Annotated in this window: 23 protein-coding genes and 1 riboswitch; of the genes, 10 read left to right on the top strand and 13 right to left on the bottom strand. The window is 63.7% G+C overall.

The window, feature by feature from the left end; all coding sequences use genetic code 11:
- Positions 1–214 precede the first annotated feature (214 nt).
- The 5 genes from B5D13_RS02090 (at position 215) to B5D13_RS02070 (ending at position 6,519) form a co-directional block, all read left to right on the top strand.
- Complete coding sequence (locus tag B5D13_RS02090) at positions 215–697, top strand: MarR family winged helix-turn-helix transcriptional regulator (RefSeq protein ID WP_078686648.1); 483 nt, start codon at positions 215–217, stop codon at positions 695–697.
- Positions 685–2,508: an ABC transporter ATP-binding protein gene (locus tag B5D13_RS02085; protein ID WP_078686646.1), complete on the top strand. Its 1,824-nt coding sequence runs from the start codon at positions 685–687 to the stop codon at positions 2,506–2,508. Before B5D13_RS02090 ends, B5D13_RS02085 begins: the two co-directional genes overlap by 13 nt.
- A complete protein-coding gene (locus B5D13_RS02080; protein WP_078686644.1) occupies positions 2,501–4,462 on the top strand; it encodes an ABC transporter ATP-binding protein in 1,962 nt (653 codons plus the stop codon). The genes B5D13_RS02085 and B5D13_RS02080 overlap by 8 nt, the downstream gene beginning before the upstream one ends.
- A 324-nt stretch (positions 4,463–4,786) precedes the next feature.
- Entirely contained in the window at positions 4,787–5,503 is a 717-nt protein-coding gene (locus B5D13_RS02075) for a peptidylprolyl isomerase (RefSeq protein ID WP_200802593.1), read from the top strand.
- 17 nt (positions 5,504–5,520) lie between these two features.
- A complete protein-coding gene (locus tag B5D13_RS02070; protein ID WP_078686642.1) occupies positions 5,521–6,519 on the top strand; it encodes a septal ring lytic transglycosylase RlpA family protein in 999 nt (332 codons plus the stop codon).
- 18 nt (positions 6,520–6,537) lie between these two features.
- Here B5D13_RS02070 and B5D13_RS02065 read toward each other — a convergent pair whose 3' ends face one another.
- The 6 genes from B5D13_RS02065 to B5D13_RS02040 form a co-directional block, all read right to left on the bottom strand.
- Positions 6,538–7,812 (bottom strand): galactokinase family protein, encoded by a 1,275-nt coding sequence (locus B5D13_RS02065; protein WP_078686640.1) that lies wholly within the window; start codon positions 7,810–7,812, stop codon positions 6,538–6,540.
- Between the two features lie 23 nt (positions 7,813–7,835).
- Positions 7,836–8,582: a TetR/AcrR family transcriptional regulator gene (locus B5D13_RS02060; protein WP_078686638.1), complete on the bottom strand. Its 747-nt coding sequence runs from the start codon at positions 8,580–8,582 to the stop codon at positions 7,836–7,838.
- Positions 8,583–8,773: 191 nt separating this feature from the next.
- Positions 8,774–9,475 carry a 2,3,4,5-tetrahydropyridine-2,6-dicarboxylate N-acetyltransferase gene (gene dapD / locus B5D13_RS02055; RefSeq protein ID WP_078686637.1) on the bottom strand — a complete coding sequence of 234 codons (702 nt, stop codon included), beginning with the start codon at positions 9,473–9,475 and terminating at the stop codon, positions 8,774–8,776.
- Positions 9,476–9,518: 43 nt separating this feature from the next.
- Positions 9,519–10,259 (bottom strand): 4-hydroxy-tetrahydrodipicolinate reductase, encoded by a 741-nt coding sequence (gene dapB / locus B5D13_RS02050; protein WP_234970627.1) that lies wholly within the window; start codon positions 10,257–10,259, stop codon positions 9,519–9,521.
- Entirely contained in the window at positions 10,252–11,142 is an 891-nt protein-coding gene (dapA, locus tag B5D13_RS02045) for a 4-hydroxy-tetrahydrodipicolinate synthase (protein ID WP_078686635.1), read from the bottom strand. Before dapA ends, dapB begins: the two co-directional genes overlap by 8 nt.
- A 135-nt stretch (positions 11,143–11,277) precedes the next feature.
- Positions 11,278–12,603, bottom strand: a complete 1,326-nt coding sequence (locus tag B5D13_RS02040) for a diaminopimelate decarboxylase family protein (protein ID WP_234970626.1) — start codon at positions 12,601–12,603, stop codon at positions 11,278–11,280.
- A gap of 46 nt (positions 12,604–12,649) precedes the next feature.
- Positions 12,650–12,818: riboswitch (Lysine riboswitch) on the bottom strand.
- 163 nt (positions 12,819–12,981) lie between these two features.
- Here B5D13_RS02040 and B5D13_RS02035 point away from each other — a divergent pair.
- On the top strand, positions 12,982–14,139 hold the full coding sequence (locus B5D13_RS02035) for a M20 metallopeptidase family protein (protein WP_090991457.1): 1,158 nt from the start codon (positions 12,982–12,984) through the stop codon (positions 14,137–14,139).
- Here the strand turns inward: B5D13_RS02035 and B5D13_RS02030 are convergent.
- Positions 14,129–15,064, bottom strand: a complete 936-nt coding sequence (locus B5D13_RS02030) for a hypothetical protein (RefSeq protein ID WP_143327734.1) — start codon at positions 15,062–15,064, stop codon at positions 14,129–14,131. The genes B5D13_RS02035 and B5D13_RS02030 overlap by 11 nt on opposite strands.
- Positions 15,065–15,089: 25 nt before the next feature.
- Between B5D13_RS02030 and B5D13_RS02025 the strand changes: the two genes are divergently transcribed.
- Positions 15,090–16,364, top strand: a complete 1,275-nt coding sequence (locus B5D13_RS02025) for a relaxase/mobilization nuclease domain-containing protein (protein WP_159443969.1) — start codon at positions 15,090–15,092, stop codon at positions 16,362–16,364.
- A gap of 123 nt (positions 16,365–16,487) precedes the next feature.
- On the opposite strand, the gene B5D13_RS02020 is transcribed toward B5D13_RS02025, so the two are convergent.
- Complete coding sequence (locus B5D13_RS02020; protein WP_078686629.1) at positions 16,488–16,985, bottom strand: hypothetical protein; 498 nt, start codon at positions 16,983–16,985, stop codon at positions 16,488–16,490.
- A gap of 264 nt (positions 16,986–17,249) precedes the next feature.
- On the opposite strand from B5D13_RS02020, the gene B5D13_RS02015 reads away from it, so the two are divergent.
- The 3 genes from B5D13_RS02015 to B5D13_RS02005 are packed head-to-tail and all read left to right on the top strand — an operon-like array spanning position 17,250 to position 19,048.
- The gene (locus tag B5D13_RS02015) at positions 17,250–17,840 is read left to right on the top strand and encodes a response regulator (protein WP_078686627.1); all 591 of its coding nucleotides are present in this window, start codon (positions 17,250–17,252) and stop codon (positions 17,838–17,840) included.
- On the top strand, positions 17,837–18,679 hold the full coding sequence (locus tag B5D13_RS02010; protein ID WP_159443968.1) for a histidine kinase: 843 nt from the start codon (positions 17,837–17,839) through the stop codon (positions 18,677–18,679). The genes B5D13_RS02015 and B5D13_RS02010 overlap by 4 nt, the downstream gene beginning before the upstream one ends.
- A 6-nt stretch (positions 18,680–18,685) precedes the next feature.
- A complete protein-coding gene (locus B5D13_RS02005; RefSeq protein ID WP_078686623.1) occupies positions 18,686–19,048 on the top strand; it encodes an ATP-binding protein in 363 nt (120 codons plus the stop codon).
- Positions 19,049–19,192: 144 nt separating this feature from the next.
- On the opposite strand, the gene B5D13_RS08710 is transcribed toward B5D13_RS02005, so the two are convergent.
- The 5 genes from B5D13_RS08710 to B5D13_RS01980 all read right to left on the bottom strand — a co-directional run bounded on the left by B5D13_RS08710 (position 19,193) and on the right by B5D13_RS01980 (position 23,278).
- The gene (locus B5D13_RS08710) at positions 19,193–20,011 is read right to left on the bottom strand and encodes an LPXTG cell wall anchor domain-containing protein (RefSeq protein ID WP_078686622.1); all 819 of its coding nucleotides are present in this window, start codon (positions 20,009–20,011) and stop codon (positions 19,193–19,195) included.
- The gene (locus B5D13_RS01995) at positions 20,008–20,799 is read right to left on the bottom strand and encodes a hypothetical protein (RefSeq protein WP_143327732.1); all 792 of its coding nucleotides are present in this window, start codon (positions 20,797–20,799) and stop codon (positions 20,008–20,010) included. The genes B5D13_RS08710 and B5D13_RS01995 overlap by 4 nt, the downstream gene beginning before the upstream one ends.
- The gene (locus B5D13_RS01990) at positions 20,763–21,677 is read right to left on the bottom strand and encodes a clostripain-related cysteine peptidase (protein WP_078686619.1); all 915 of its coding nucleotides are present in this window, start codon (positions 21,675–21,677) and stop codon (positions 20,763–20,765) included. Before B5D13_RS01990 ends, B5D13_RS01995 begins: the two co-directional genes overlap by 37 nt.
- A 42-nt stretch (positions 21,678–21,719) precedes the next feature.
- Positions 21,720–21,932 (bottom strand): hypothetical protein, encoded by a 213-nt coding sequence (locus B5D13_RS08705; RefSeq protein WP_078686617.1) that lies wholly within the window; start codon positions 21,930–21,932, stop codon positions 21,720–21,722.
- Positions 21,933–22,138: 206 nt separating this feature from the next.
- Entirely contained in the window at positions 22,139–23,278 is a 1,140-nt protein-coding gene (locus B5D13_RS01980) for a pyridoxal phosphate-dependent aminotransferase (RefSeq protein ID WP_078686616.1), read from the bottom strand.
- Between the last annotated feature and the right edge of the window lie 24 nt (positions 23,279–23,302).

The following is a 23,302-nucleotide window of genomic DNA, read 5'->3' as shown; positions in this document are numbered from 1 at the left end:
CGAGCACAAGTCCTCCGTTACTTGACGCAAGACAGCATAGCACCGCCAAGTGCGGCTCCGTCACGCGCACACAAGTGCGCCCCTCTCGTCCACGCCGACATTCGTCCGCCGCCGTCCCAAATTGTTAGGTACCTATGAATTTTGTTAGGTACCTTGCAACTAAATCGTTAGGTGCCTAATATTCTCAATCGTATGTATCGGAGGAAGGACCAACGTGACCAAGGAAGAATTAGACGCGCACTTTAAGGAGGTGGAGAAGAGCCCCGAGCATCGTGTCCTGCACGACTTAGGCTTCTTCGGACACTTCATTCACGTGCACGCCGGTGGGCGCAGTGGCAAGCAGCACATACTGGCAAAGCTGCTCTGCCACGACGGCCATCTGACCCAGCGCGAGCTCCTCGAGCGCTCGCACGTGACCTCGGCGGCGCTCTCGGAGGTGCTGACCAAGCTCGAGGGAGAGGGCCTTGTGACCAAGACTCGCTCGGACCAGGACAAGCGCCAGATGGACATTGCCCTCACCTCGCGCGGCGTGCTTCGGGCGACGCAGCTCGTCGAGGAGCAGCTCAAGTTCGAGGAGCAGTGCCTCTCGGCCCTGTCGCAGGACGAGAAGGTGCGGCTCGTCGACATGCTCGACCGCATGCGCGAGAGTTGGTGCGAATACGAAAAGGAGAAGAAGGAGGCCGAATGCAAGAACTAAGCTACAGGCAAATCTTTCACACGCTCGGCAAGAGCGTTCGCGAGTACAAGAAGATGTCGCTTTGGACTCCCGTGCTCGTCATTCTTGAGGTCGTCATCGAGTGCATCCTGCCGTTCATCACGGCCCAGCTCATCGACCAGCTCCAGGCCGGCTGCGGCATGGACGTCATCATGCACTACAGCGCGATTCTCATAGGCATGGCGATCCTGTCGCTCGCCTGCGGCTCCGGTGCCGGCATCACCTGTTCCATCGCCGCAACGGGCTTCGCCAAGAACCTCCGCCACGACATGTTCGAGGCCATCCAGCGCTTCTCGTTCTCGAACATCGACCGCTTCTCGACCAGCTCCCTGGTTACGAGGCTCACGACGGACGCCAACAACGTGCAGATGGCCTACATGATGATCATCCGTGTCGCCCTGCGCGCCCCGCTCATGGTCGTCTTCGCCATCACCATGGCATTTGTCACCGGCGGCCCCATGGCCGTCGTCTACGTGATCGTCTCCGTGCTTCTGGGCGCGATCCTGTTCGGCATCGCCCTCAAGGTCATGCCCATGTTCCGCCGCATCTTCAGGAAGTACGACAAGCTGAACGACTCCGTCGAGGAGAACGTCTCCGGCATCCGCGTTGTCAAGTCGTTCGTTCGCGAGGATCACGAGAAGGAGAAGTTCAACGCCGCCTCGGGCTCCCTCTACCACGACTTCGTGCACGTCGAGCGCATCCTCGCGTTCAACATGCCGTTCATGTCGCTGGCCATCGACACCATCTACGCCTTCGTCATCTACTTCGGCTCCCAGGCGATCGTCACGACCCAGGGCCAGCTGATGAACGTCGGCCAGATGTCGGCCCTCATCACCTACGGCTTCTCGATGCTCATCTCGCTCATGATGTTCTCGATGATCTTCGTCATGGTGACCATGTCCGAGGAGAGCGCCCGACGCATCTGCGAGGTCCTCATCGAGCAGCCTGACCTCAAGAACCCCGACAACCCGCTCTACACCGTCGTCGACGGCTCCGTCGACTTCGACCACGTAAGCTTCGAGTACTCCAGCAAGGCCGAGCGCATGGCCCTCGACGACGTCGACCTGCACATCAAGAGCGGCGAGGTCATCGGCGTCATCGGCGGCACCGGCTCGTCCAAGTCGACCCTCATCCAGCTCATCAGCCGCCTCTACGACACGACGGAGGGCACCGTCAAGGTCGGCGGCCACGACGTGCGCGAGTATGACCTCGACACCCTGCGCAACCAGGTTGCCGTCGTCCTCCAGCGCAACGTGCTCTTCTCGGGCACCATCAAGGAGAACCTACGCTGGGGCGACGAGAACGCCACCGACGAGGAGCTCGTCGAGGCATGCAAGCTTGCCCAGGCAGACGAGTTCATCCAGCTCATGCCCGAAAAGTACGACACCTACATCGAGCAGGGCGGCACGAACGTCTCCGGCGGCCAGAAGCAACGCCTGTGCATCGCGCGCGCCCTCCTGAAGAAGCCCAAGATCCTGATCCTGGACGACTCCACGAGTGCCGTCGACACCAAGACCGACAAGAGGATCCGCGCGGGATTCCGCAGCTACATCCCCGAGACCACCAAGATCATCATCGCCCAGCGCACCAGCTCGGTGCAGGACGCCGACCGAATCGTGGTAATGGACAACGGCCGCATCGACGCCGTCGACACGCCCGAGAACCTGCTGCGCACCAACGCCATCTACCGCGACATCTACCTGACGCAAAACAAGGCGTCTCACGACGAGACGATGAGTGAGCTCGACAACGAAGCGAACGTCCAGGGGAAGGAGGAGATTGCCCATGAGTAACGAGACCACCAACGCAGAGAAGAACCAGAATCCTACCCCCCGGCCCCAGCAGGGTAAGGGAGGAAAGCCCGCGAGCAGGAGGGCGGCCTCCATGGGCAAGGTCCTGAAGATGGTCTTCAGGTACTACCCCGTCCACGCCACCGTCATGGTCATCTGCATCGTGGCGGCGGCAATTCTTACGTCACTCCCCTCCATCTTCATGCAGCAGGCGCTCGTGATCGTGGGCAAGTACTGGCAGTCCGGCGACTGGAACAGCGCCCTTGCAGAGATTGCGCCGCTTGTCACGACGCTCATCGGGGTCTACGTCGTCGCGATCAGCTGCAACGTGCTCCAGACGCAGCTGGGCGCCATGGTCACCCAGGGCACCCTCATGAAGGTCCGCAACGAGATGTTCGACCACATGGAGGACCTGCCCATCCGCTACTTCGACACCAACAAGCACGGTGACATCATGTCGTACTACACCAACGACGTCGATGCGTTGAGGCAGCTCATCAGCCAGGCCCTACCGAACCTGCTGACCATGTTCCTCCAGATGGCAGCGACCCTCGCCATCATGCTGTGGTACTCGATTCCCCTCTCGTTCGTCGTTCTGGTCATGGTCGCCCTCATGGCCTGGCTCGTCCGCTTCATGGGCGGAAGGTCGGCGCGCTTCTTCATCGCCCAGCAGAAGACCCTTGCTCGCGCAGAGGGCTTTGCCGAGGAGTCCATGACCGGCCAGAAGGTCGTCAAGGTCTTCACGCACGAGAAGCAGATGACCGAGGACTTCGACAAGGTAAACGAGGAGCTCTTCGTCGCGGCAAGAAACGCCAACATCTACGGCAACACGCTGGGCCCGGTGCTCTTCAACGTCGGCAACCTCGCCTACGTCCTCGTCGCCCTTGCGGGCGGCATCTCGCTCGCGCTCGGCATCCCCAACCCCTCCATCGGCGGCTTCGCGCTCTCCATCGACATCGTCGTCCCCTACCTCAACCTCACCAAGCGCTTTGCCGGGTCGATCGGCCAGGTCTCCCAGCAGATCAACTTCGTGGTCATGGGCCTCGCGGGCGCAGAGCGCATCTTCACGCTCCTTGCCGAGGAGCCCGAGGCCGATAACGGCTACGTCACGCTCACCCACGTCCGCAAGGACGAGAAGGGCGACTACGTCGAGTCTGACGAGCGCACCGACACCTGGGCGTGGAAGCACCCCCACCACGACGGCACTCTCACCTTCCATCCCCTCGAGGGCGACATCCGCCTGCGCGGGGTAGACTTCGGCTACACGCCGGACCACACGGTCCTGCACGACGTGACGCTCTACGCAAAGCCGGGCCAGAAGGTCGCCTTCGTCGGTGCCACCGGCGCGGGCAAGACCACCATCACGAACCTGATCAACCGCTTCTACGACATCGCCGACGGCAAGATCCGCTACGACGGCATCAACATCAACAAGATCAGGAAGTCCGACCTTCGTCGCTCCCTGGGCATCGTCCTTCAGGATGTCAACCTGTTCACCGGCACCGTCATGGACAACATCCGCTACGGCCGCCTCGAGGCGACCGACGGCGAGTGCATCGCGGCAGCCAAGCTCGCAGGCGCGGACTCGTTCATCAGGCGCCTGCCCGAAGGTTACAACACGATGCTGACCGACAACGCGGCGTCGCTCTCCCAGGGCCAGCGCCAGCTCATCTCCATCGCTCGCGCCGCCGTCGCCGACCCGCCCGCGATGATCCTGGACGAGGCGACCTCCTCCATCGACACGCGCACCGAGGCCATCGTCCAGCGCGGCATGGACGCCCTCATGGCGGGACGCACCACGTTCGTCATCGCCCACCGTCTCTCGACGGTCCGCAACGCCAACGTGATCATCGTCCTTGACCACGGCCACATCATCGAGCGTGGCACACACGAGGAACTCATCGCCCAGCGCGGAACGTACTACCAGCTCTACACGGGAGCTTTCGAGCTCGAGTAGCCCAAGGCCCCCTTCGTGCGCCAGCCCCGCGTCCCAAGAGGCCCGCAACTCACATGAGCTGCGGGCCTCTTTCGTAACGCCTCGCGCGAAAGACGACCAGTGGAACCCAATCGCCTCGCGCGTCTCGGTCTGCAGGACCATGCGATAGGGTTACGGTATTTTGGTCATGTAAAGGAATATGATCATTTTGCCGACGCAAGGGGGCGTTGAGGTACCCCCAAATTAGGTAAAACGGGGCCTCTGCGGTACCATGGCCAAGTTGAGCCTCATCGCCTCAGCCTGAACCTGAGGCTTACGACCTGTCCGCCGATCAAGGAGAGCTGCATGACCAACCGCTGCATGAGCCGCCGAGCCTTTGCATCCCTTGCCGGAGCCTCCGGTGCGACAGGGATCCTCGCTCTCACGGGTTGTGCGGCATCATCGGCAGGCGCCAGCGAGGCGGACGCGTCCTCGACCCAGACGGACTCTCAAGCCAAGGCCGCCTCGGCCACGACGCAGGACGCCCCGCTCATCCAGCAGCCACTCGACAACGGGTACGGCACGGGGACGCACCACGCCACCATGGAGGTCCGAGGCTACGGAACGCTCAGTCTGGAGCTCTATGCGGGAATCGCCCCCATCACGGTCAGCAACTTCTGTCAGCTGGTGAGCGATGGCTTCTACGACGGCCTCACGTTCCACCGCATCATCCCGGGCTTCATGATCCAGGGCGGCGACCCCAAGCATGACGGAACCGGCGGGGCGGACCGCCGCATCAAGGGCGAGTTCTCCGCGAACGGCATCGCTAACGGGCTGCAGCACAAGCGCGGAACGATCAGCATGGGGCGCACTGCGGCCAGCTACGACAGTGCGAGCTCGCAGTTCTTCATCGTCCAGCAGGATAGGAGCAGTCTCGACGGCCAGTACGCCGCCTTCGGTCGCGTGACCGAGGGAATGGAGGTCGTCGACGCCATCTGCAACAACGTGCCCACACAAGACTCGAACGGCACGACCAACCCCGAGGACCAGCCCGTCATCACGACGGTGAAGATGGTCGACTAGTGAGGAGCACGCTGAACATGTCCACGATCCAGTCAACCATCTGCCCCCTCCGCATGCGCATCGCGCGGGGAGCCGCATGCGCGGGCCTCTCGCTCGCGCTCGTTCTTGTGGCCTGTCCGGTAAGCGCCCACGCGGAGTCCCTCGAGAAGCTCCAGGAGGCCGCAATCGCGGCGAACGACAGCTACGAGAAGGCGGAACAGGAGTCCCAGGACCTCCAGAAGCAGATCGAGGACAACGAGGCGAAGATCCACGAGCTCGAGGCGAAGCTCCCGGGCCTGAGGAACAAGGCCGCCGCGGCCATGCGTGCCAGCTACAAGCTTCAGCAGGCACAGGGTGACCTCGTGATGCTGCTGCTCTCCGCCGAGGACTTCAACCAGTTCGTCACCCAGGCGGCCTACCTCGACATCATAACGGAGTCCAACGCGAACGCCATCAAGGAGCTCAACGACTCCGTCTGGGAGCTCAACACCACCAAGGACGAGCTCACCAAGCAGAAGGAAGACGCGGACGTAAAGCTCGCTGAAGCCCAGAGGGCCAAGGAGGAGGCCGATGCGGCCCGCAACGCCGCCGTCGCCGCCGCGACCGCCGACACCGCCCAGAACGAGGCGGCCTACGCCTCGGGCCAGATAACCGACACGACCTCCCAGCAGATCAGCGCGGCCACGGGCAACGCCCCCGCAAACAACGACGCCCCCGCAAACGGAGGCTCGAACTCCGGCAACGTGGGAACCTCGTACACCTACGTCGGGGCCTCGACCTACGGCGAGGGCGACGGCTTCATGTACGGCAAGACGGCCTCGGGCGCCCTCGTCACGCCCACCTCCATGGGCGTTGCGATGCGCAGCATGCCCCTGGGCACGGTAATCGAGATCACGTACAACGGTCACACCGTGCAGGCGGTCGTCAACGACCGTGGCCCCTTCACGGGCAATCGCCAGATCGACCTCCAGCCCGCCGTGGCCCATGCCCTGGGCTTCAGCGGCGTAGGCACGCTCGGCTACCGCGTCGTAGGCTAGGCGCTTCTCGGAGGTGCGCTAGAGCCACCACGCGCTCGCGCCCTCATCCACGACCTCGTACGCGCGGCAGGCACCCTCTCCGTAGATGGCGTTCATGCCCTGCGAGAAGAGCTCGTACACGGAGTCCGGGACGAATGCCAGGATGGCCCTCTCGGGACTTCCCCCATGGATGCAGGCCGCGCCCTCGTGGCGCAGGTTCTCGTCGGCAACCGCAAGCCCAAGCATTATCGCCTGGCTGCGCGCCACGCGCGGCGTGCCCTGCAGATACATCGCGGTGCTCGCCCCGCTCGCACGCGTCAGCTCCAGAAACGCGTGCATGTCCTTGGCCTTGAGCGCCCTCACGCGGTGTTCCACCATGCGGTCCTCGCGCCAGAAGTGGATGGCCCTCAGTGCGGCGCGGTCGCCAAACTGGTCGCGAATGACAGGCAGGTCCATCATGAAGTCGACCTCGCGCACGTCACCCAGGCGCTCTGCTCCCAGGGCACCTGCGACGGCCTGCATCTCCTGCAGGATGGAGGAGCAGCTGGCAGGCTCCGTCACGCGGCCGTCCCCAACCTCGACCAGGCAGACGTTGTAGCCCTCTTGCGCGAAGTCGAAGTCTATGCGCTCCGCGACGGCGCCCCCGGAGTCCGCGAACGAGAGGTGCTGGATGCCGCCAAGCGCGACGGGAAGCTGCCACATGGGGGCAGACGAGCCGCCGAGGCGCTCGCGCGCGACGCGCAGCGCCGCCAGCGCAAGCTCCTCCCCCGAAAGGGTGCCCCCAGCCCAAAGGTTATTGAGGCCCTGGGCAAACGCGAGCTCGAGGGCGGACTCCCCCAAAAGCCCCGACCCGACAGGCTCGTCGAGCGCAAGGTAGGCGTCGAAGCCCAGCGCGTCCCCGGGCGCGAGTCCCCTCTGCAGGAAGAGGGCAACCATGCCGCGCACCATGGCCGACAGGTCATCGAGCCCGCCATCCCTCGCATCGAGGTCCGCGCTGTCAAGTTGGATCGCGGGCAGCCCTCGCCCGCCCACGCGGATGCGCCCCTCGCCGTTGGCCCTGAAGATTCCGCGAGCGTAGGACCCGACCGCGCAGGCGACCGCATGTCCTCCCTGGTGGTCGGTGTGGTTGCCGGCGAGCACGATGCTTCCCGGGCTCAGCACGACAAGCTCCCTCGCGAAGGCGCCTCCGAAGCAGCCGTAGAGCCCCTCCCTCAAAAGGTCGAGGTCGGAGCCAGTGGGAAGACCGCCGACCACATCGTCGCAACACCCGCATAGGTTATGCCCAGCGTCACGCCCAGCACCCACAGTTGCCATGATCCTCTCCCATCCTCAACCGATCAGGTTGTGCCTTGGCTCAGGTAGCTGACGGCCATGTCGATGATGTACTCGAGCTCCTTGGTGCCGTTGGCGAAGCGGTCCGACGAGATGACCTCGCCGCGCGACAGCTTCTGGGCGACGCCGATGAGCGCATGCGCGACGCTGGTGTAGAAGGTCCTGAAGTCGACCTCTCGCACGACGGAGCCGTCCTGCCTCCCCAGCAGGTAGGCGTCGTCGAACATGAGGTAGAACGAGTCGATCTGCGCACCATACGCCTCGAGGTCATCCGCCTGGAGCCCCTCGGAGAGCACCAGGTGGTCAAACTCGTCCAGAAACGACACGAAGGAGCTGTTCTGGACGTAGCTGGCCGCGTACTCGCCCAGAAGGCGCTCGAGTCTCTGGGCCCCGCTCATGTCCAGGAACTCCGCACTCTCGACCAGCGAGCTTATGCGATCGTTGAAGTACGACCACATGAGCGTGGCGGCGCCGACCGCCAGGGCGGTCTTGGTCGAGAAGTGCCGGTAGAGGGTCGCGACGCCCACCTGGGCCGCATCGGCGATGTCGATCATCTTCACGCTGGCGATGCCCTCGCGCAGGAAGAGCTCCGCCGCACACTCGACCACGTGGAGGTCGAACTGGCCGAGCCTTAGGCGGCCGGTCGGGGCAAGGTCAGCGAGGCAGCCCTCCCCCGCAAGAGGCCGCGACCAATTTGCGCCGTCGAGGGCGCCGGGAGCAAACCCAGACGCCGCGCCCTTCCGATCCGTCATCCGACCGCTCCCCCAAACATGATGATAGTCTGACTATCAATACGATAGTCAGACTATCACATATAGCACGCGACTCATAGGGATACCTCGCCGACGGGGCACCCGAAAAGGCGAACGCCCGAGGCACCGTTCACGGCACCCCGGGCGTTCGAGCTCGAATGCGAGTATGCGGAGTCCAGGCAGCTCCGCGGCTAGATCTGCCTGAGCGCGTCGACGAGCGCAGTCTTGGCGGCGGTGCGTTCGTCCTTCATCTTGATGACGCGCGCGGGGCATCCCGCCACGACGGCCCCCGCGGGGACGTCCTCGACGACGACCGCACCCGCGGCCACCACGGCACCCGCCCCGACGCGCACGCCCTCGATCACGACAGCGTTGGCGCCCAGCATGACGTCGTCCTCGATGACGACCGGCGTGGCGCTCGCCGGCTCGACGACGCCCGCAAGAACGGTGCCGGCGCCCACGTGGCAACGTGCGCCCACGATGGCGCGTCCGCCCAGCACGGCACCCATGTCGATCATGGTGCCCGGTCCGACGACGGCGCCGATGTTGATGATGGCGCCCATCATGACGACGGCGCCGTCGCCAATCTGGACCTTCTCGCGGATGAGGGCACCCGGCTCGATGCGGGCATTCACGCCCTTGATGTCCAGAAGCGGCACGCCCGAGTTGCGGCGGTCGTTCTCGACCACGACGTCCTCTATGTCGTCGGCCGCGGCCGCGAGCGCCGGCCCGACCTGCTCCCAGTCTCCGAAGACGACCTTGTCGCCCGCGCCGAAGACGTGGGCTTCCGGTCCGTAGTCGACACTGGCCCCCTCACGCTCGCGCACGAAGACGCGCACTGGCGTCTTCTTGGGTGCGCTGGCGATGTAGCTGATGATCTCTTGAGCGTCCATGGCTCTCCCTCACTCGCGGCGGGCGGCACTTCCGACCCGACGGCTATTCTCCAAACATGAGCTGGTCAAAGGTATAGAATCCGGGTTCGCGACCCACGATGCGGCGCGCCGCGGCGACGGCCCCGCTCGCGAAGATCTGGCGGCTCGTCGCCCGGTGGGTCAGGCAGACCTCCTCGTCGGTCCCGAAGAAGTGCACCTCGTGCGTGCCCGCGACGGTGCCGCCACGCAGGCTGTGCATGCCGACCTCGCGCCTTCCGCGCGGTCCCACCATGCCCTCACGGCCGCAGACGACCTCCATCGAGCCCGCGGGGTCAACGGCCCCGAGCAGCAGCTTGGCGGTGCCGGAGGGCGCGTCGGCCTTCTGGTTGTGGTGCGTCTCGACGATTTCGCAGTCCCAGTCGCCCAGACCGCGCGCGACGACCTCGGTGGCGCGGCGCAGGACCGCGACGCCCAGCGAGTAGTTGGCGCTCCAGGTGACGGCACAGGCCTCGCCCAGGGCACGAATCTGCTCCAGCTCCTCGGGTGCGTAGCCCGTGGTGCCGCTGACCAGCGCGGCGCCGGTCCTCCTGACGTAGGCGAGGGCGTGCGGAAGGGCCGCTCGGTTGCTGAAGTCGATGGCGACGTCGGCGCGCGGCGCCTCCCGGTCCAGCTGGGCAGCGTCACGAGACCCGTAGGTGTCCAGGACCTCGAAGCCGCCCTCGGCCTCGAGCGTCTTGGCTATCAGCGTGCCCATGCGTCCGCCGCCGATGAGGATGACGCTCGTGCGTGCGGCTTCGTTAGTCAATCAGACCAGCTCCCTTCAGCGCAGCGGCGAGGCGCGAGCGCGTTTCGTCCGTCGGCTCCCACAGGGGCGCGCGGTAGCCCTCGTGGATCAGCCCCATGCTCGCCAGCGCAGCCTTGACCGGAATGGGGTTTACCTCTGCGAACAGAGAGTGTACCAGCTCGAGGTTGCCCAGCTGGATCTCGCGGGCGCGCGCGACGTCTCCGGCGAACCAGGCCTCGCACATCTCGTGCACCGCGGCGGGCGCGACGTCGGCCCACACGCTGATGACGCCCGAGCCGCCCAGCGAGAGGATGGGCACGACCATGTCGTCGTTTCCGCTGAACATGCGGAAGTCGTCGCTCACGTAGCGGGCGACGGCCGTCGCATAGGCGATGTCTCCGCTGGCCTCCTTGATGCCCCAGGCGTTGGGGTGGCCGCAGAGGCGCGCCACGTTCTCTTCGCTGATCTTGCAGCCGGTTCTCCCGGGGATGTTGTACAGGATGCAGGGGATGTCGACGGCGTCGAGGACCGTCTTGAAGTGGCGGTAGATGCCCTCCTCGTTGGACTTGTTGTAGTAGGGCGTGATGAGCAGGAGCCCGTCGAGGCCCAGCTGCTGAAGGCCGAGGCTCTTGTCGAGCGACTCCTGCGTCGAGTTGGAGCCCGCGCCACCGATGACGGGCACGCGACCCGCGACGCGCTCCTTCACGAAGCGCGCGACCTCGTAGTCCTCGATGTCGGTCATGGTTGACGACTCGCCCGTCGTCCCCAGCACCAGGATTCCGTCGGTTCCGCCCTCGAGCTGGTAGTCGACCAGGCGGCCGAGCGCGTCGAAGTCGATGGCCCCCCGCTCGTCAAACGGCGTGACCAATGCGACTATCGATCCCCTCAGCTTGTCCATTCCCATGGCAGCCTCCTCTCGGGCCGCTCCGTGCGGCCCGCTTCGTCATGCGTGTCCGTTGCGATGCGCGAGAAGGGCGCGCGACGCCCCTCCAAAAAACGTATGCCAGCCAGCAGATGCTGCCGCTTCGGCATTGCGCCCCTAGGGACGCGCGGGCTTGGGCCGGGCCGCGGAAGACGCCGCCGGCTTGACGCCCAGCTTGGGCGCGATGGGCAGCACGTCGAGCGTCGCGAAGTAGTCGGACGGCCTCTCGGCGCGGCGGATGCAGCGCACGCCGCCGTCGGCCTGGAGCAGGAGCTCGGCCGAGCGCAGCCGCCCGTTGTAGTTGTATCCCATCGAGTGGCCGTGGGCACCCGCGTCGTGGACGAAGAGCAGGTCGCCCACCTCCACCTCGGGCAGAGCGCGGTCGCTTGCGAGCCGGTCGCTGTTCTCGCACAGCATTCCCGTCACGTCGTAGGCGTGCGTCGCAGGCTCGTCCTCCTTGCCCATGACGGTGATGTGGTGGTAGGCGCCGTAGAGCATCGGTCGCATGAGGTTCGCCGCGCAGGCATCGACGCCCAGGTAGTCGTGGTAGGTGCTCTTGCGGTGGATGACGCGCGTGACCAGCGCCCCGTACGGCCCCGTCACGAAGCGGCCCATCTCGGTGAAGATGGCGACGTCGCCCATGCCGGCGGGCACGAGCACCTCGTCGAACGCGCGGCGCACGCCCGCGCCGATGGCCTCGATGTCGTTGGGCTCCTCCTCGGGGCGGTACGCGATGCCCACCCCGCCCGAGAGGTTGACGAACGGCACGCGCACGCCCGCCTCGGCCCGCAGGCGCACCGCGAGCTCGAACAGGCGTCTCGCGAGCGCGGGATAGTACTCGTTCGTGAGGGTGTTGCTGGCCAGGAGCGCGTGGATGCCCACGTTGCGCACGCCCATCGACGCGAGGCGGCGGGCCGCCTCGAGCATCTGCGGCTCCATCAGGCCGAACTTCGCGTCCTCCGGGCGGCCGAAGATGCCGTTGGCGAACGAGAAGTCGCCCCCGGGATTGAAGCGCAGGCTCATGGTATCGGGGAGCGCCTCGCCCTCGATCGCCTCCGCGAACGAGTCGATGTGCGTGATGTCGTCCAGGTTGACGATGGCCCCCAGGCGATGCGCGTGGGCGAACTCGTCGAGCGGGGTGTCATTGCTGCTGAACATGATGTCCTCGCCCGAGATCCCCATGGCCTCGGCAAGCATGAGCTCGGTCAGGCTGCTGCAGTCGACGCCGCAGCCGTACTCGCGCATAATCTGGATGAGCGCGGGGTTCGGCGTCGCCTTGACGGCAAAGAACTGCCTGAACCCAGGGTTCCACGAGAACGCGCGCAGGATGCGCTCCAAGTTGGCGCGCAGGCCCTTCTCGTCGTAAAGGTAGAACGGCGTGGGATAGCGAGTCGCGATGGACTCCAGCCGCTCCCTGCTTGCAAACGGTCTCTTGCGCTCCACGATGCCCCCCGACGCCAGTCCCACAGCTGCGGCCCGCGAATGCTCGCGTCGGGAAAGCGCAACTGTGGGATGCCCCCACAGACAGTCCGGCGGGTCTTCCCCGCTGGCCCACCCCTCGCCCTGCCGGGCCAAGGAGTTCGGCGGATTTAGCCTCCCGCGGGGTCCGCGCCTGCCGGCTCGCCCGCGCTCATCACTTCCGCACCTCTTTCGTTGGGATGATTCTACGGGCTGAAACGCCATTCATCGCAACGGTTAACAAAGTTGACTTATTCGGGCGAATGACAACTTCCGGTCGGATAATTGCAAGACGCATGTCTGGTGAGCCCGCAAGGCGGGCTCCGGGCGCGCGGGCAAGCAGATGGACCAGAGGAGAAGAACATGGCAGAGCCGATCGAGGGGCGGATGCTCAGGGAGCACCGTCGCGCGCTTCACCAGATACCGGAGCTCGACTACGACCTCCCCCGCACCCTCGCCTACGTGCGCGGGATCCTCGAGCCGGCCGCCGGGGACATCACGTCCCGCGGCGGGAGGGCAACGGTCTTCTCGCCCTCGCGCTCCGCGCTCTGCCTCTACGTCGACAGGGGCACCCCGCACGCGACCGCACTGCGCTCCGACATGGACGCCCTGCCCGTCACCGAGCGCACGGGCGCGGCGTACGCCTCGCGCATCGAGGGGCACATGCACGCCTGCGGACACGACGGGCACATGGCGATGCTGCTGACGCTTGCCCAATGGCTGCCGCAGAACCTGGATCGCCTGGGACGGAGCCTCCTTTTGGTCTTCCAGCCCGCCGAGGAGACGACGGGCGGCGCGCGCGGCATCTGCCAGAGCGGCGCGTTAGAGGAGTGCGGCGTCGACCGCATCTTCGGGCTTCACCTGTGGCCCGGGCTTCCAGAGGGACGGCTTGCCGGCAGGCCGGGGGCGCTCCTGGCAGCGGGAAACGAGACGCACGTGACCTTCCTGGGCCGTACCGCCCACATAGCCCGCGCCGAACTGGGGGCCGACGCGGTGGAGGCCGCGGCGCGCTTCCTGACCGCGACCTACGACCACATCGAGCGGCTGTGCCAGAGGGAGGCCGCGCGCGGGCGCGAGGGCGTCGTCCTCAAGTTCGGCACCCTGCAGGGCGGCCTCGTCTGCAACCAGATAGCCGACAGGGCGCGCTTGGAGGGCTCGCTGCGCACGTTCGACGTCGAGCTGCGCGACGAGGTGATGGCGGAGGTGCGCGAGCTGGCAGCACGCGCCGCGGCGAGCTGTGGCTGCACGGCGGAGGTCGACTTCGCCGAGGGATACCCACCCGTCACGAACGACCCGGAGCTCTTCGGGCGCGTCGCCGAGCGCGTGCCGGAACTCCAGATCATCGAGGAGCCGTACATGATCGCCGAGGACTTCGCCTGGTACCAGAGGCAGCTGCCCGGCGTGTTCCTGCTCTTGGGCGTGGGAGAAGTGCCTTCGCTCCACTCGGACGGCTTCGACTTCGACGAGCGAGCGCTCGCGGGCGGTCTCGCGGCGCTCAAGGCGCTGGCGCTCATGCCGTAGCGGGGCCCGTGCCGCGCGCCGCGGCGTGCCCCTCGCTCCCCGCGTCAGGGGCGCAGCGCCCCCACGAAGTCGCCAAGCCGGTCGAGCCCGCGCACCAGCGCGTCGTCAGCTTTGATTCTTCGCATGTGAAACGTTCGAATGACCCGTCAGGCAGCCCATTAATAATGAACTCCGGGTACTGCTCCTCATCTTCGTCGTAAGGCCAGAGTCCGCAGTCCTCAATAGGGCCAGGTTCAACATAGCTTCTGGCATATATCATCGATAGCAGATAGTTTTCAGTTTCGTTGCCTTGGTACCAGCGATCGAAAATGTAATTTGGGCCAGCATCGCTGTCGTCGCCCATAGGATCTGTATGAAACGGCATATGGCCTGGTGTACTTACCCGCAAATCGACGAATTGGATAAATAGGAATTGCCTGGCGCACATATAGCGGAGTAGGTATTTAGTTTTTACCTTTACCTGGTGTTTCTCAAACACAACAACTGGTTCACGATTGCCACATTCGTCAATCTTGTAGTAATTACCACTAGGGTCTCGATACAGCTCGAAGAGAAGCGCAAATTCTTGGTTCAAATGGAATTGGGCTTCTTCGAGGCTGTGAAAATACTGCTCCATAACTATGAAGTGAAAACCGTCATAGCTGCTTGAATCAAATCGCGCAGAACCGGCGCTCATGCAAAATCCAGGAGAAAAGCTATCAGGATGCTTGAGCCAATTGGATTCCTCTAAGATTTGCGCTTTATGTTCCATATTGGCAAAACAGCAAAAGATTGCCGGAGTGCCGAAAACTTTGTCATTGTGTGTGCATACAACAGTCCACACATCTGATATAGGTTTTCGAATTAAATCAATTACATGGGGTTGTTCAAATTCAACAGGTTTTAGCCCCTGATCAACCAGTATTCGCCTTGCGATCTCGTTCATGCCCACGCCCCTCAATATGGAAACAATGGCAGCCATCGAGCGCTACCTCGAGCGGGGAGGCCGCGCCATAGGCCACGACTTCGTCAACCTCGACTGCATGGAGCGGGGCGGCGGCGAGGCCCGCGGCTGGGCGGCGGAGATGGACGAGCTCAGGGCCGTCTACGGCAACGGCGAGCCCTACCGCGGCAGGCCTGCCATCACGTACCGCCACTACGTCGTGAGCCCCGACCCCGCAGACAAGGTCGACTTGGAGCGCCTGCGCGAGCTGGCGCTCAGCTGGGCGGAGAGACACTTCGGCGAGTACCAGGTGACCATCGTCTACCACGACGACAACGAGCACGCCATCCCGCACGCGCACGTCGTCGTGGGCAACACCAACGTCGAGACCGGAAGGCGCCTTCACGTCCCCGACCCCAAGGGGCTCAACCGCGACCTGCAGCGGATGGCCCGCGAGCGGGGGCTGGGATACCTCGCCGACGAGCACGCGGTATTCGACCGGCGAGCCAAGGGCGGCGAGGCCAGGACGACCCAACGCGAGTACAAGGGGCGAGCCGAGCGCAGAATTGAGCGCAAGGGCGGGTACAGCTGGGTCGCCGACATCAGGCAGCGCGCCCGGACGGCCCGCGCCCTCGCCCACGACGAGGCGAGCTACCGCAGCGTTCTGGGGGCGCTGGGCGTGGAGCTCTCGCTCAACTCCCCCAACGCACGGCGACGCGACTTCCTCTACGCGCTCTCCGACCATCCAGCCCGCAGGGTCGGCGGCGAGAAGCTGGGGCGCTGCTACGGCAAGCAGGCGCTGGAATGGGAGTGGGGGTATCCTACGGCCCTAAAATGCGATGCCATCGACAAGCGCATCGAGGGCGCCGTGCTGGTTCGCGACCTGGACGAGCTCGGCGAGCTGGCGAGGCTCATGGAGGCGCTCAGAGACCCCCGCATCGCCTCGATCGCCGACATCGACTGGCAGATCGGGCTGCTGGAGCGCGACCTGGAAGCCGCCGAAGACGCGCAGGGCAAGGCGACCATAGCCGATAAACTTGGGCGTTTTGGGGACGCCCACAAGTTCGCCGTCGGGCACGGGATGCTGCCCGCCCGCAGGCCCAGGCCGGTCAGCAACCACGAGCCCCGGCACGACTCGGGCTCATGGCACGACCACCACTCCGGCTCGCACGGGGACTCCCCCCTCGCACCAACACTCGGTCAGCCACGACAGGGGCGGCTGGTCCCGTTGAAGCAAAAAAGGGGACATCGGCTTCGGGTGCCGATGCCCCATCATGCCGTCCCGGAACCGGAGCGGTGGTAGTGTACTACGTCAACCAGCGATTTCGTGCCGTCGAGGGCTTCACGCTCCGCGGTGCAAAAGGAGAGCGCCCGGAAAAACACCGGGCGCTCTCCTTTCCAGCGATGCGATTGAAACAGGTGCTCACTACTGTGGAGGGAGCTGGCCATTGCCGGGGTTGCCACCACCAGCATTGTAATCCTTGATGGTCTTCGCTGCCCAGAAGATGCAGGCGGCGAAAACGATTCCGACGACGCCCTCGAGCAGAGACGAGACATTCATAGTTCCGGCAAAGTTCACGATGACGCCGACAACCGAGACGATGAGATCGATAAGCGCGAAGGCGTAAGCCGGCCCGACCTTGCTGAAATCGTTCGACGCACGGACCGAGAAGATACCCAGGAGCAGGGTGAAGATTCCCGAAATCAGGAGGACGATTCCCCCGACCAGCACCAGGCCTGTCACCATGGTGGCGGTCTCCGCATCGGCTGAGCTCATACCGCCCGAGGTGGCAATTCCTCCAGCGAGAACGCCGCCGCCGCCAATCGACATGGCGCCGAGGAGAATAGCCAAGGCACCCAGGAGGATGCTCAGGATGCCCAGGATCTTCAACGTGCTCTTCGCGTTCTTGATTTTCCCATCCATTTTTCAAGCTCCTTTCTCCGCTATTCGTTCTTCTTTGTTTGGCTGGTACCAGCCGTACTGCCAACCAAAGAACCCACTCTTTTTTTCATTTTCTTTTAAGAATGGGCGGGGGGGATCCCAGAAAGGTGTTTCGTTTCGTGACGGGTTTCATGCAAGCACTTTTGGTGAATGCGGATTTATGTATGTGGGTAGATATTTGACCGAATTGCATTCTGCTTCGAGGCAGCAAAGCTATTCGCGCGGTGGGATGGGACGAGAAGGGCCATGGCAAACTACTTCGGAGAAACGCTGTGTCGCTCGAGGGCCGAAAAGGGTCTGTCACAGCAGCAGCTGGCAAACCGGCTGCACGTGACTCGTTCTGCGGTCGCCAACTGGGAAACCGGGCACCGATTGCCCAACGCCGCCATGATCTCCCATATAGCCAGGGCGCTTGACGCGGACGCAGCGGCGCTGCTCGCAGCTGCAGACGAGTCCCACGATGCCCCGAACGTCCTGCTGGTGGACGACAGTCCCATTGCCCTCGAAGAGGGCCTCCCCGTTCTGCGGGAGGCGCTTCCGAACGCAAACGACGTCGGTCTCGCAAGCCCGGCGGAAGCTGTGCGCTATTTCAAGAACAACCCAGTTGCGCTGGTGCTTCTCGACATCAAGCTGGGCAAGACCAATGGACTTGACCTTTGCCAAGAGCTCCTGCAAATTAGGCCGAATGCTAACGTGGCCTACCTCACCGCATACCCAGAATATTCCCTCGACGCATGGAACACCGACGCCTGCGGTTTTATACTGAAGCCGCTGAAGGCGGAGGAGGTCCGCAGGCTGATTCCCAGGCTGCGGCATCCCGTGCGAGGGCTGCTGTGATAACGGAACAGTATTTCTATGCAACACTGGATATGTCCGCGCTCCTGTTCGGGGCGTTTGGTCTGATATTGCTTTATATCGCCCGCGACGTCGAGCGATGGCCGAAGGGCTTGTGCGTCGCCATCCTGATATCGACGATTGCCCGTGCGGTAGTAGGCCTTTTGGGAAACGGCGCTGCACAAGCCGACGTGTCGTACGCGTCCGTGCTTGCTCTGAGCCTTGCCGAAACGCTGATAGCCCCGATTCCCTCCTTGCTCGTGTTCGCGTATTTCGTCTACTGCAGTGGGAGAGACTTCCGAACGAATGCGGTTGTACGCATCGAATGTGTGTTGACTGGCATCCTGATCGTTGCGGGGTGTCTGGCGAAGCTGAGTGGGGAAGCGCGCGTCGTTGCTGGTCAAGATCCCCATTTCGGGCCATGGATTGCCCTGACGTTCGCCTCGATAGCCGCGCTTACGGCAATCAACCTCGTAACGCTTGTCCGGTACTGGAAAGACATAACGAACGTACAGGGCCTTATGTTCCTGGCCTGCTTTCTCGCGGCGCCGCCCATTCAGGTCATTCTCGTGGAGCTCCTCCTTTTGGTTGGCCTGGTCCGTCGCTACCTGGACCAGAAGGAGGAGGTCGCGCAGGAACGAGCACACGTCGCCGTCCTGCAGATGAGGCCCCACTTCATCCACAACACGCTGACGAGCATCTACTACCTTATTGCCAAGGATCCCGAAATGGCCCAGCAGACAACGTTGGACTTCTCCCGCTACCTGCAGAGCAACTTCGAGATCGTTGCGGAGGACGGAACGATTTCCTTCGAGCGGGAGCTGGAGCATACGAAGGCATAACTCGCGGTGGAGCAGGCCTGTTACGAGGGACAGGTGTTCGTGGAATTCGACACGCCGGTCACGTCGTTTAACGTTCCGCCCCTCACGCTGCAGCACATCGTAGAGAACGCCGTCAAGCACGGCATGGACCCCGATTCGGAGCCGCTGCAGGTCTCCGTCGCCACGCGCGACCTTGGGTGCGGCGTGCAGATCATCGTGGAGGACAACGGCCCTGGCTTTACGCCGCCCGATGAGGATGAGCGGCACTTCGCCCTTAACAACGTCCGCGAGCGGCTAAAAGCGCAGTGCGGTGGCACGCTGGAGATCGGAACCCGCGAGGCGGGCGGGACCAGGGTGACGATCTTCGTCCCCACGCAGGCATCGCGATGATAACGTTACGACGCGCATCATGGACACAACAAACTCATCGTAGAGCCAGAATTACCTGCGGAAATGTGTTTGTTTGCAAAAACTAACTCTAGCGGCCGTACCACAGCACTTGCCGGATGCTGGAACCCAGCAATTCGTTCCCGGCTACAATTCGCGTTTTCGCTTCTTCGCAGCCACCGCAACCGTCCCTCCTGACGCCAGCACCGCCAGCAGCAGGAGCGCCGGGTTCAGGAGGTCTCCCGTGCTTGGCGTCTTGCTCGGGCTTGATTTTGTTTGGGCATTCTTTGCTCCACCAGAAGTGTTGTCGTCACCACTGCTGGAGTCGTTCTTCTTCCACTTTGCCGTGAACACATGATCGCTGTCCGCATGATATTGTTGCCCTGGTTGGTACTCAGACCCTTCCCAACATTCAAACGTATAGCCATCGCGCGTCGGGGCGTCGATGATGGCGAACTCGCTTTCCAGTGCGGGTTCGTACTTCCTGACGGCGTCCGTGCCGTCGTCCCACCGCCCGCCGGTAGGATCGAAGCTCAGTTCCGGCTTGACCTCATGCTGGACGTCGTACATGTCCGAGATGGCGAGCTTGACCTCGACGTCGTCTATGCCCAGGTTCGAGTAGCTGTCCTTCACGAGCTCGGCGTTCGTCTTCTCCAGCATGAACATGTCTATGGGGTCCGCTTTCCCAAGGCTCGGATCATTGCAAAGGGCCACCGTCACCATGTCATCGAGCGTATCGAGGGGGATCGGTATCGTGTTGCCGTAGATGTAGATGCTTTTCGCCTTGCCGTTCTCATCGAAGACCAGCTCTCCCGCACCCAAAAGCTGCTCGCCCAAGTAGAAAACTGCGTAAACGGAGTTGTCCGACGCATCGGATGCCAGATGCATTTTCCCATCCGCATCCTTCACGGCATACCATTGCCCGTCGAACTTCGGGATCAGGTAGGAAGAGTCGGTGGCGCTCATGTAATCGTCAGCAGACTCCCCCTCGCGCCGCCGGGCGCCCGGGTGCCGTAAAACGTCCTGGTGGGCTTTTTGAACACCTCGTCTTCCCTGTTGGCCGTCACCGTGAGCACCGGGACGTCGATGACCCGCTTGGGCGTGTCCGCAACGTCGATGCGATAGTAATCCGTCCCATCCTTCGATTCCGTCGCAAGGGAGACCTTGTCGTGATCCAAGACCTCCTCGCGCTGGATGTCTATGATCCCGCCGAGCCATGCCGGCACGTCCCTGTCGCTTCCCTTAAAGGCCTTCGAGATGTACTCCCATCCCCTCTTGACGTGGTTTTCGGACTTCTGGGACTGGAGGTATTCCAGAACCTTGTCGTAGTCGATCTCGTCAGGCGCGCAACCGTTTTCCACAAGGGTCGAGACGGCCACGCCGGCGTTGCAGATCAACTCGTAATCGAGAACTGCCTGCATGTACGTCTCGAGCAGCTCCCTCTCGGTCGAACCTTCCGCATACGACCCAGCCAACTCGTTCATCGCATCGATGTAGAAGGACACTTCCCCTGAAGCATCGCCTTTGGCAGGATTGAAGAAGTGGAAGATGCTCAGCCCGCTTGTCGGGGATTTCGTAGCCCTTATCTTTATGCTCTCGTCATCGTTCCTGCCGAAGAACGCATACGTTTCCTTCGATTTCTGCGTGTGCCTCGAATAGACGATGTCCTTATCATGCAAGATGTTCTGGATCTCGAGCGCCGTTTGCGTGTATGCGTTCAGGAACCCCGGCTCCTGCCAGTCGGTTTCGTACAATCCGATCCCGAGCTGCTCCACCACGGTCGCGAAGTCCTGCAGGTTGGTGATGACGAAATGGTAATCGTCTTTCGGAACGCGGATCTCGTCGTAGAAGCTCCCGGTGTCGCCTCTGCCCTCATCTGCCGTGCGACCGTCAGCAGCTTGTCCACGATCCCACTATCCTTGAGGTCTTTTACGTTGATCGCGCAATGGCCGACCGAACGGCCTACCGATACCTTTTCGGGATGCTCGTCATAGTAATCGACGAAAAGGTCCACGAACTTGCGTCCCAAGTCCCAGGCATCCATATCGGGGGCATCTGCGAGGTAATCGAACAGTGCCGTGAAATCGACCGTTGGGAACGGGTTGACGTCCGCCGACCCGAAATAATAGTCTGTGTAATCCCACAAGGCGAGCGCCGTTTCGAAATTGCCCATCATGCAGCAGTCCAAGTCGATGAAGTCGAACTTGCCCTCATCCCGCACAACATCGCTGTCCGAGATCGCCTGCCGGAGCTGGCGCACGGATATTGACGCATGTGAGTCCCCGGTGTCGTGGTCATCCACGCCGTAACCGCCCTCGGGGCCCATGCCATGGTCGTTCAGGATCAGATCGTATTTGCCCGCCGGCGCGATGCCATGGGCGTAGTTGATGAACTTCTTCAATGTGTTCGGGTCGCTCATGAGCTCGTCTTCGGACTTCTTGGCAGCAGCCCCGTCGTCGCTCACGCCGTCGCCGTCTAACAGCCTCAAGTAGCTTTCGGCGTTATCGGTGGCTCCATACACTTCCCAGACCTGATTGTACTCGCTGCTGATCTCGGTCAGCGTGCCGGTGTGGTCGTCTTTGTCCCGTAGGTAGCCCGCATCCAGATGCCATTTGAGCGAGCCGCCCGTCATGACGATGATGCGGAAATCGCTGCGATTGAACTTCGATGCTATCTATTCCTCGAGCATGTCAGTGCACGCGGAGCCGGTCTCCTCGGAGCTGGCGCCATCCAAGTAAATCATGATGGTGCGAACGGCCTTATCGCCACTGCCAAGAGACGGAGTTTCGGTGGCAGCGAGATCGCCGTTATCTGCAAATGCAGTAGGCGCGCCAGCACCAGCGAGGATTGCCGCAGCCATTGCCAGCATGATGCCAAGGGGAATCAAGAAACGCCTTGCGACTGTCCCGTTCTTCGAATTCCTGGTGAAGCCTCCTCGTACATGTTCCCCGTTTTTTTGCGGCAACACTAAAAGAGCCGTTCTGCACAGGTCGACTCCCGTAAGTATACGTCTCGCGGCGCTCAAGGCGCTGACGCTCATGCCGTAGCGGGGCCCGTGCCGCGCGCCGCGCGCGTGCCCCTCGCCCCCCCGCGTCAGGGGCGCAGCGCCCCCACGAAGTCGCCAAGCCGGTCGAGCCCGCACACCAGCGCGTCGTCCGCGCAGGCATAGCTCAGGCGCACGTGGCCCTCGGCCCCGAAGGCCGCGCCGGGAACCAGGGCGACGCCCGCCTCGCGAGCGGCGCGAACGCAGAAGTCGCGCGAGCCCAGACCAAGCTCCTCGATGCGCGGGAACGCGTAGAACGCGCCTTCCGGACGCACCACGGGAAGCCCCATCCCGTCCAGCCGCTCCAGCACGAGGTCCCTGCGGGCGCGATAGGCCGCGCGCATGGGCGCGACGTCCGTCGAGAGCGCCAGGGCCGCGGCGTCCTGGGTGAAGCTCACGACGCTCGAGACGGCGTACTGGTGGACCATGGCGATCCGGTCGACCAGCTCCCGGGGACCGGCGAGCCAGCCGAGCCTCCAGCCGGTCATGGCGTAGGGCTTGCTCATGCTGTTGACCACAACGGTGCGGTCGGAAAGCTCCGGGTGGCGCAGTGCGAAGCCCTGGACGCCATCCGCATATACCAGCTGGTCGTACACGTCGTCGCAGATGACGTAGAGCCCGCGCCCGGCAGCCGTCGCGACGGCGTCGAGACTCCGCGCGTCAAGCACGGCCCCCGTGGGGTTGTTGGGCGAGGTGACCACGATCGCCTTGGTCCTGGGGCCGACCAGGGCCATGAGCCTCTGGGGGTCGATCTGGAACGAGTCGGGCGCGGTGTCGAGCGCGACCACGCGGGCGCGGCAGAGGGTGGCGACCGCTCCGTAGAGCAGGAAGGCCGGCGTGGGGACGATGAGCTCGTCTCCCGGCTCGAGCAGAGCGAAGAGGGCCGAGAAGAGCGCCTCGGTGGCGCCGTTGGTGACGACCACCTGCTCGGGCAAGAACGAGAGCCCGCCGGACGCCATGTGCGCGCATATGGCCTCACGCAGCCCCTCGCGGCCGCGGTTGGGCGGGTAGTGCGTCTGTCCCGCGTCGAGCGAACGGGCAACCTGGTCGCAGACGGGGCCCGCCGTGCACTCGGCAGGCTCGCCCAGCGTGAGGTCCACACAGCCCGGGACCTTGCGCGCGAGCGCCGAGAAGCGCCTGATCTCCGATGGGGCAAGCCCCTCCAACGCGGTGTTGGTGCCCAGCGGCATGCCGTCCCCTCTCGCCCGATGGTT

It is taken from the genome of Olsenella sp. KH1P3 (genome assembly GCF_900167315.1).
In the GTDB taxonomy this organism is placed as follows: Bacteria; Actinomycetota; Coriobacteriia; order Coriobacteriales; family Atopobiaceae; genus Olsenella_J; species Olsenella_J umbonata_A.
Note: the sequence above shows the minus strand (reverse complement) of the source record. Positions and strands in the feature narration are given on the sequence as shown.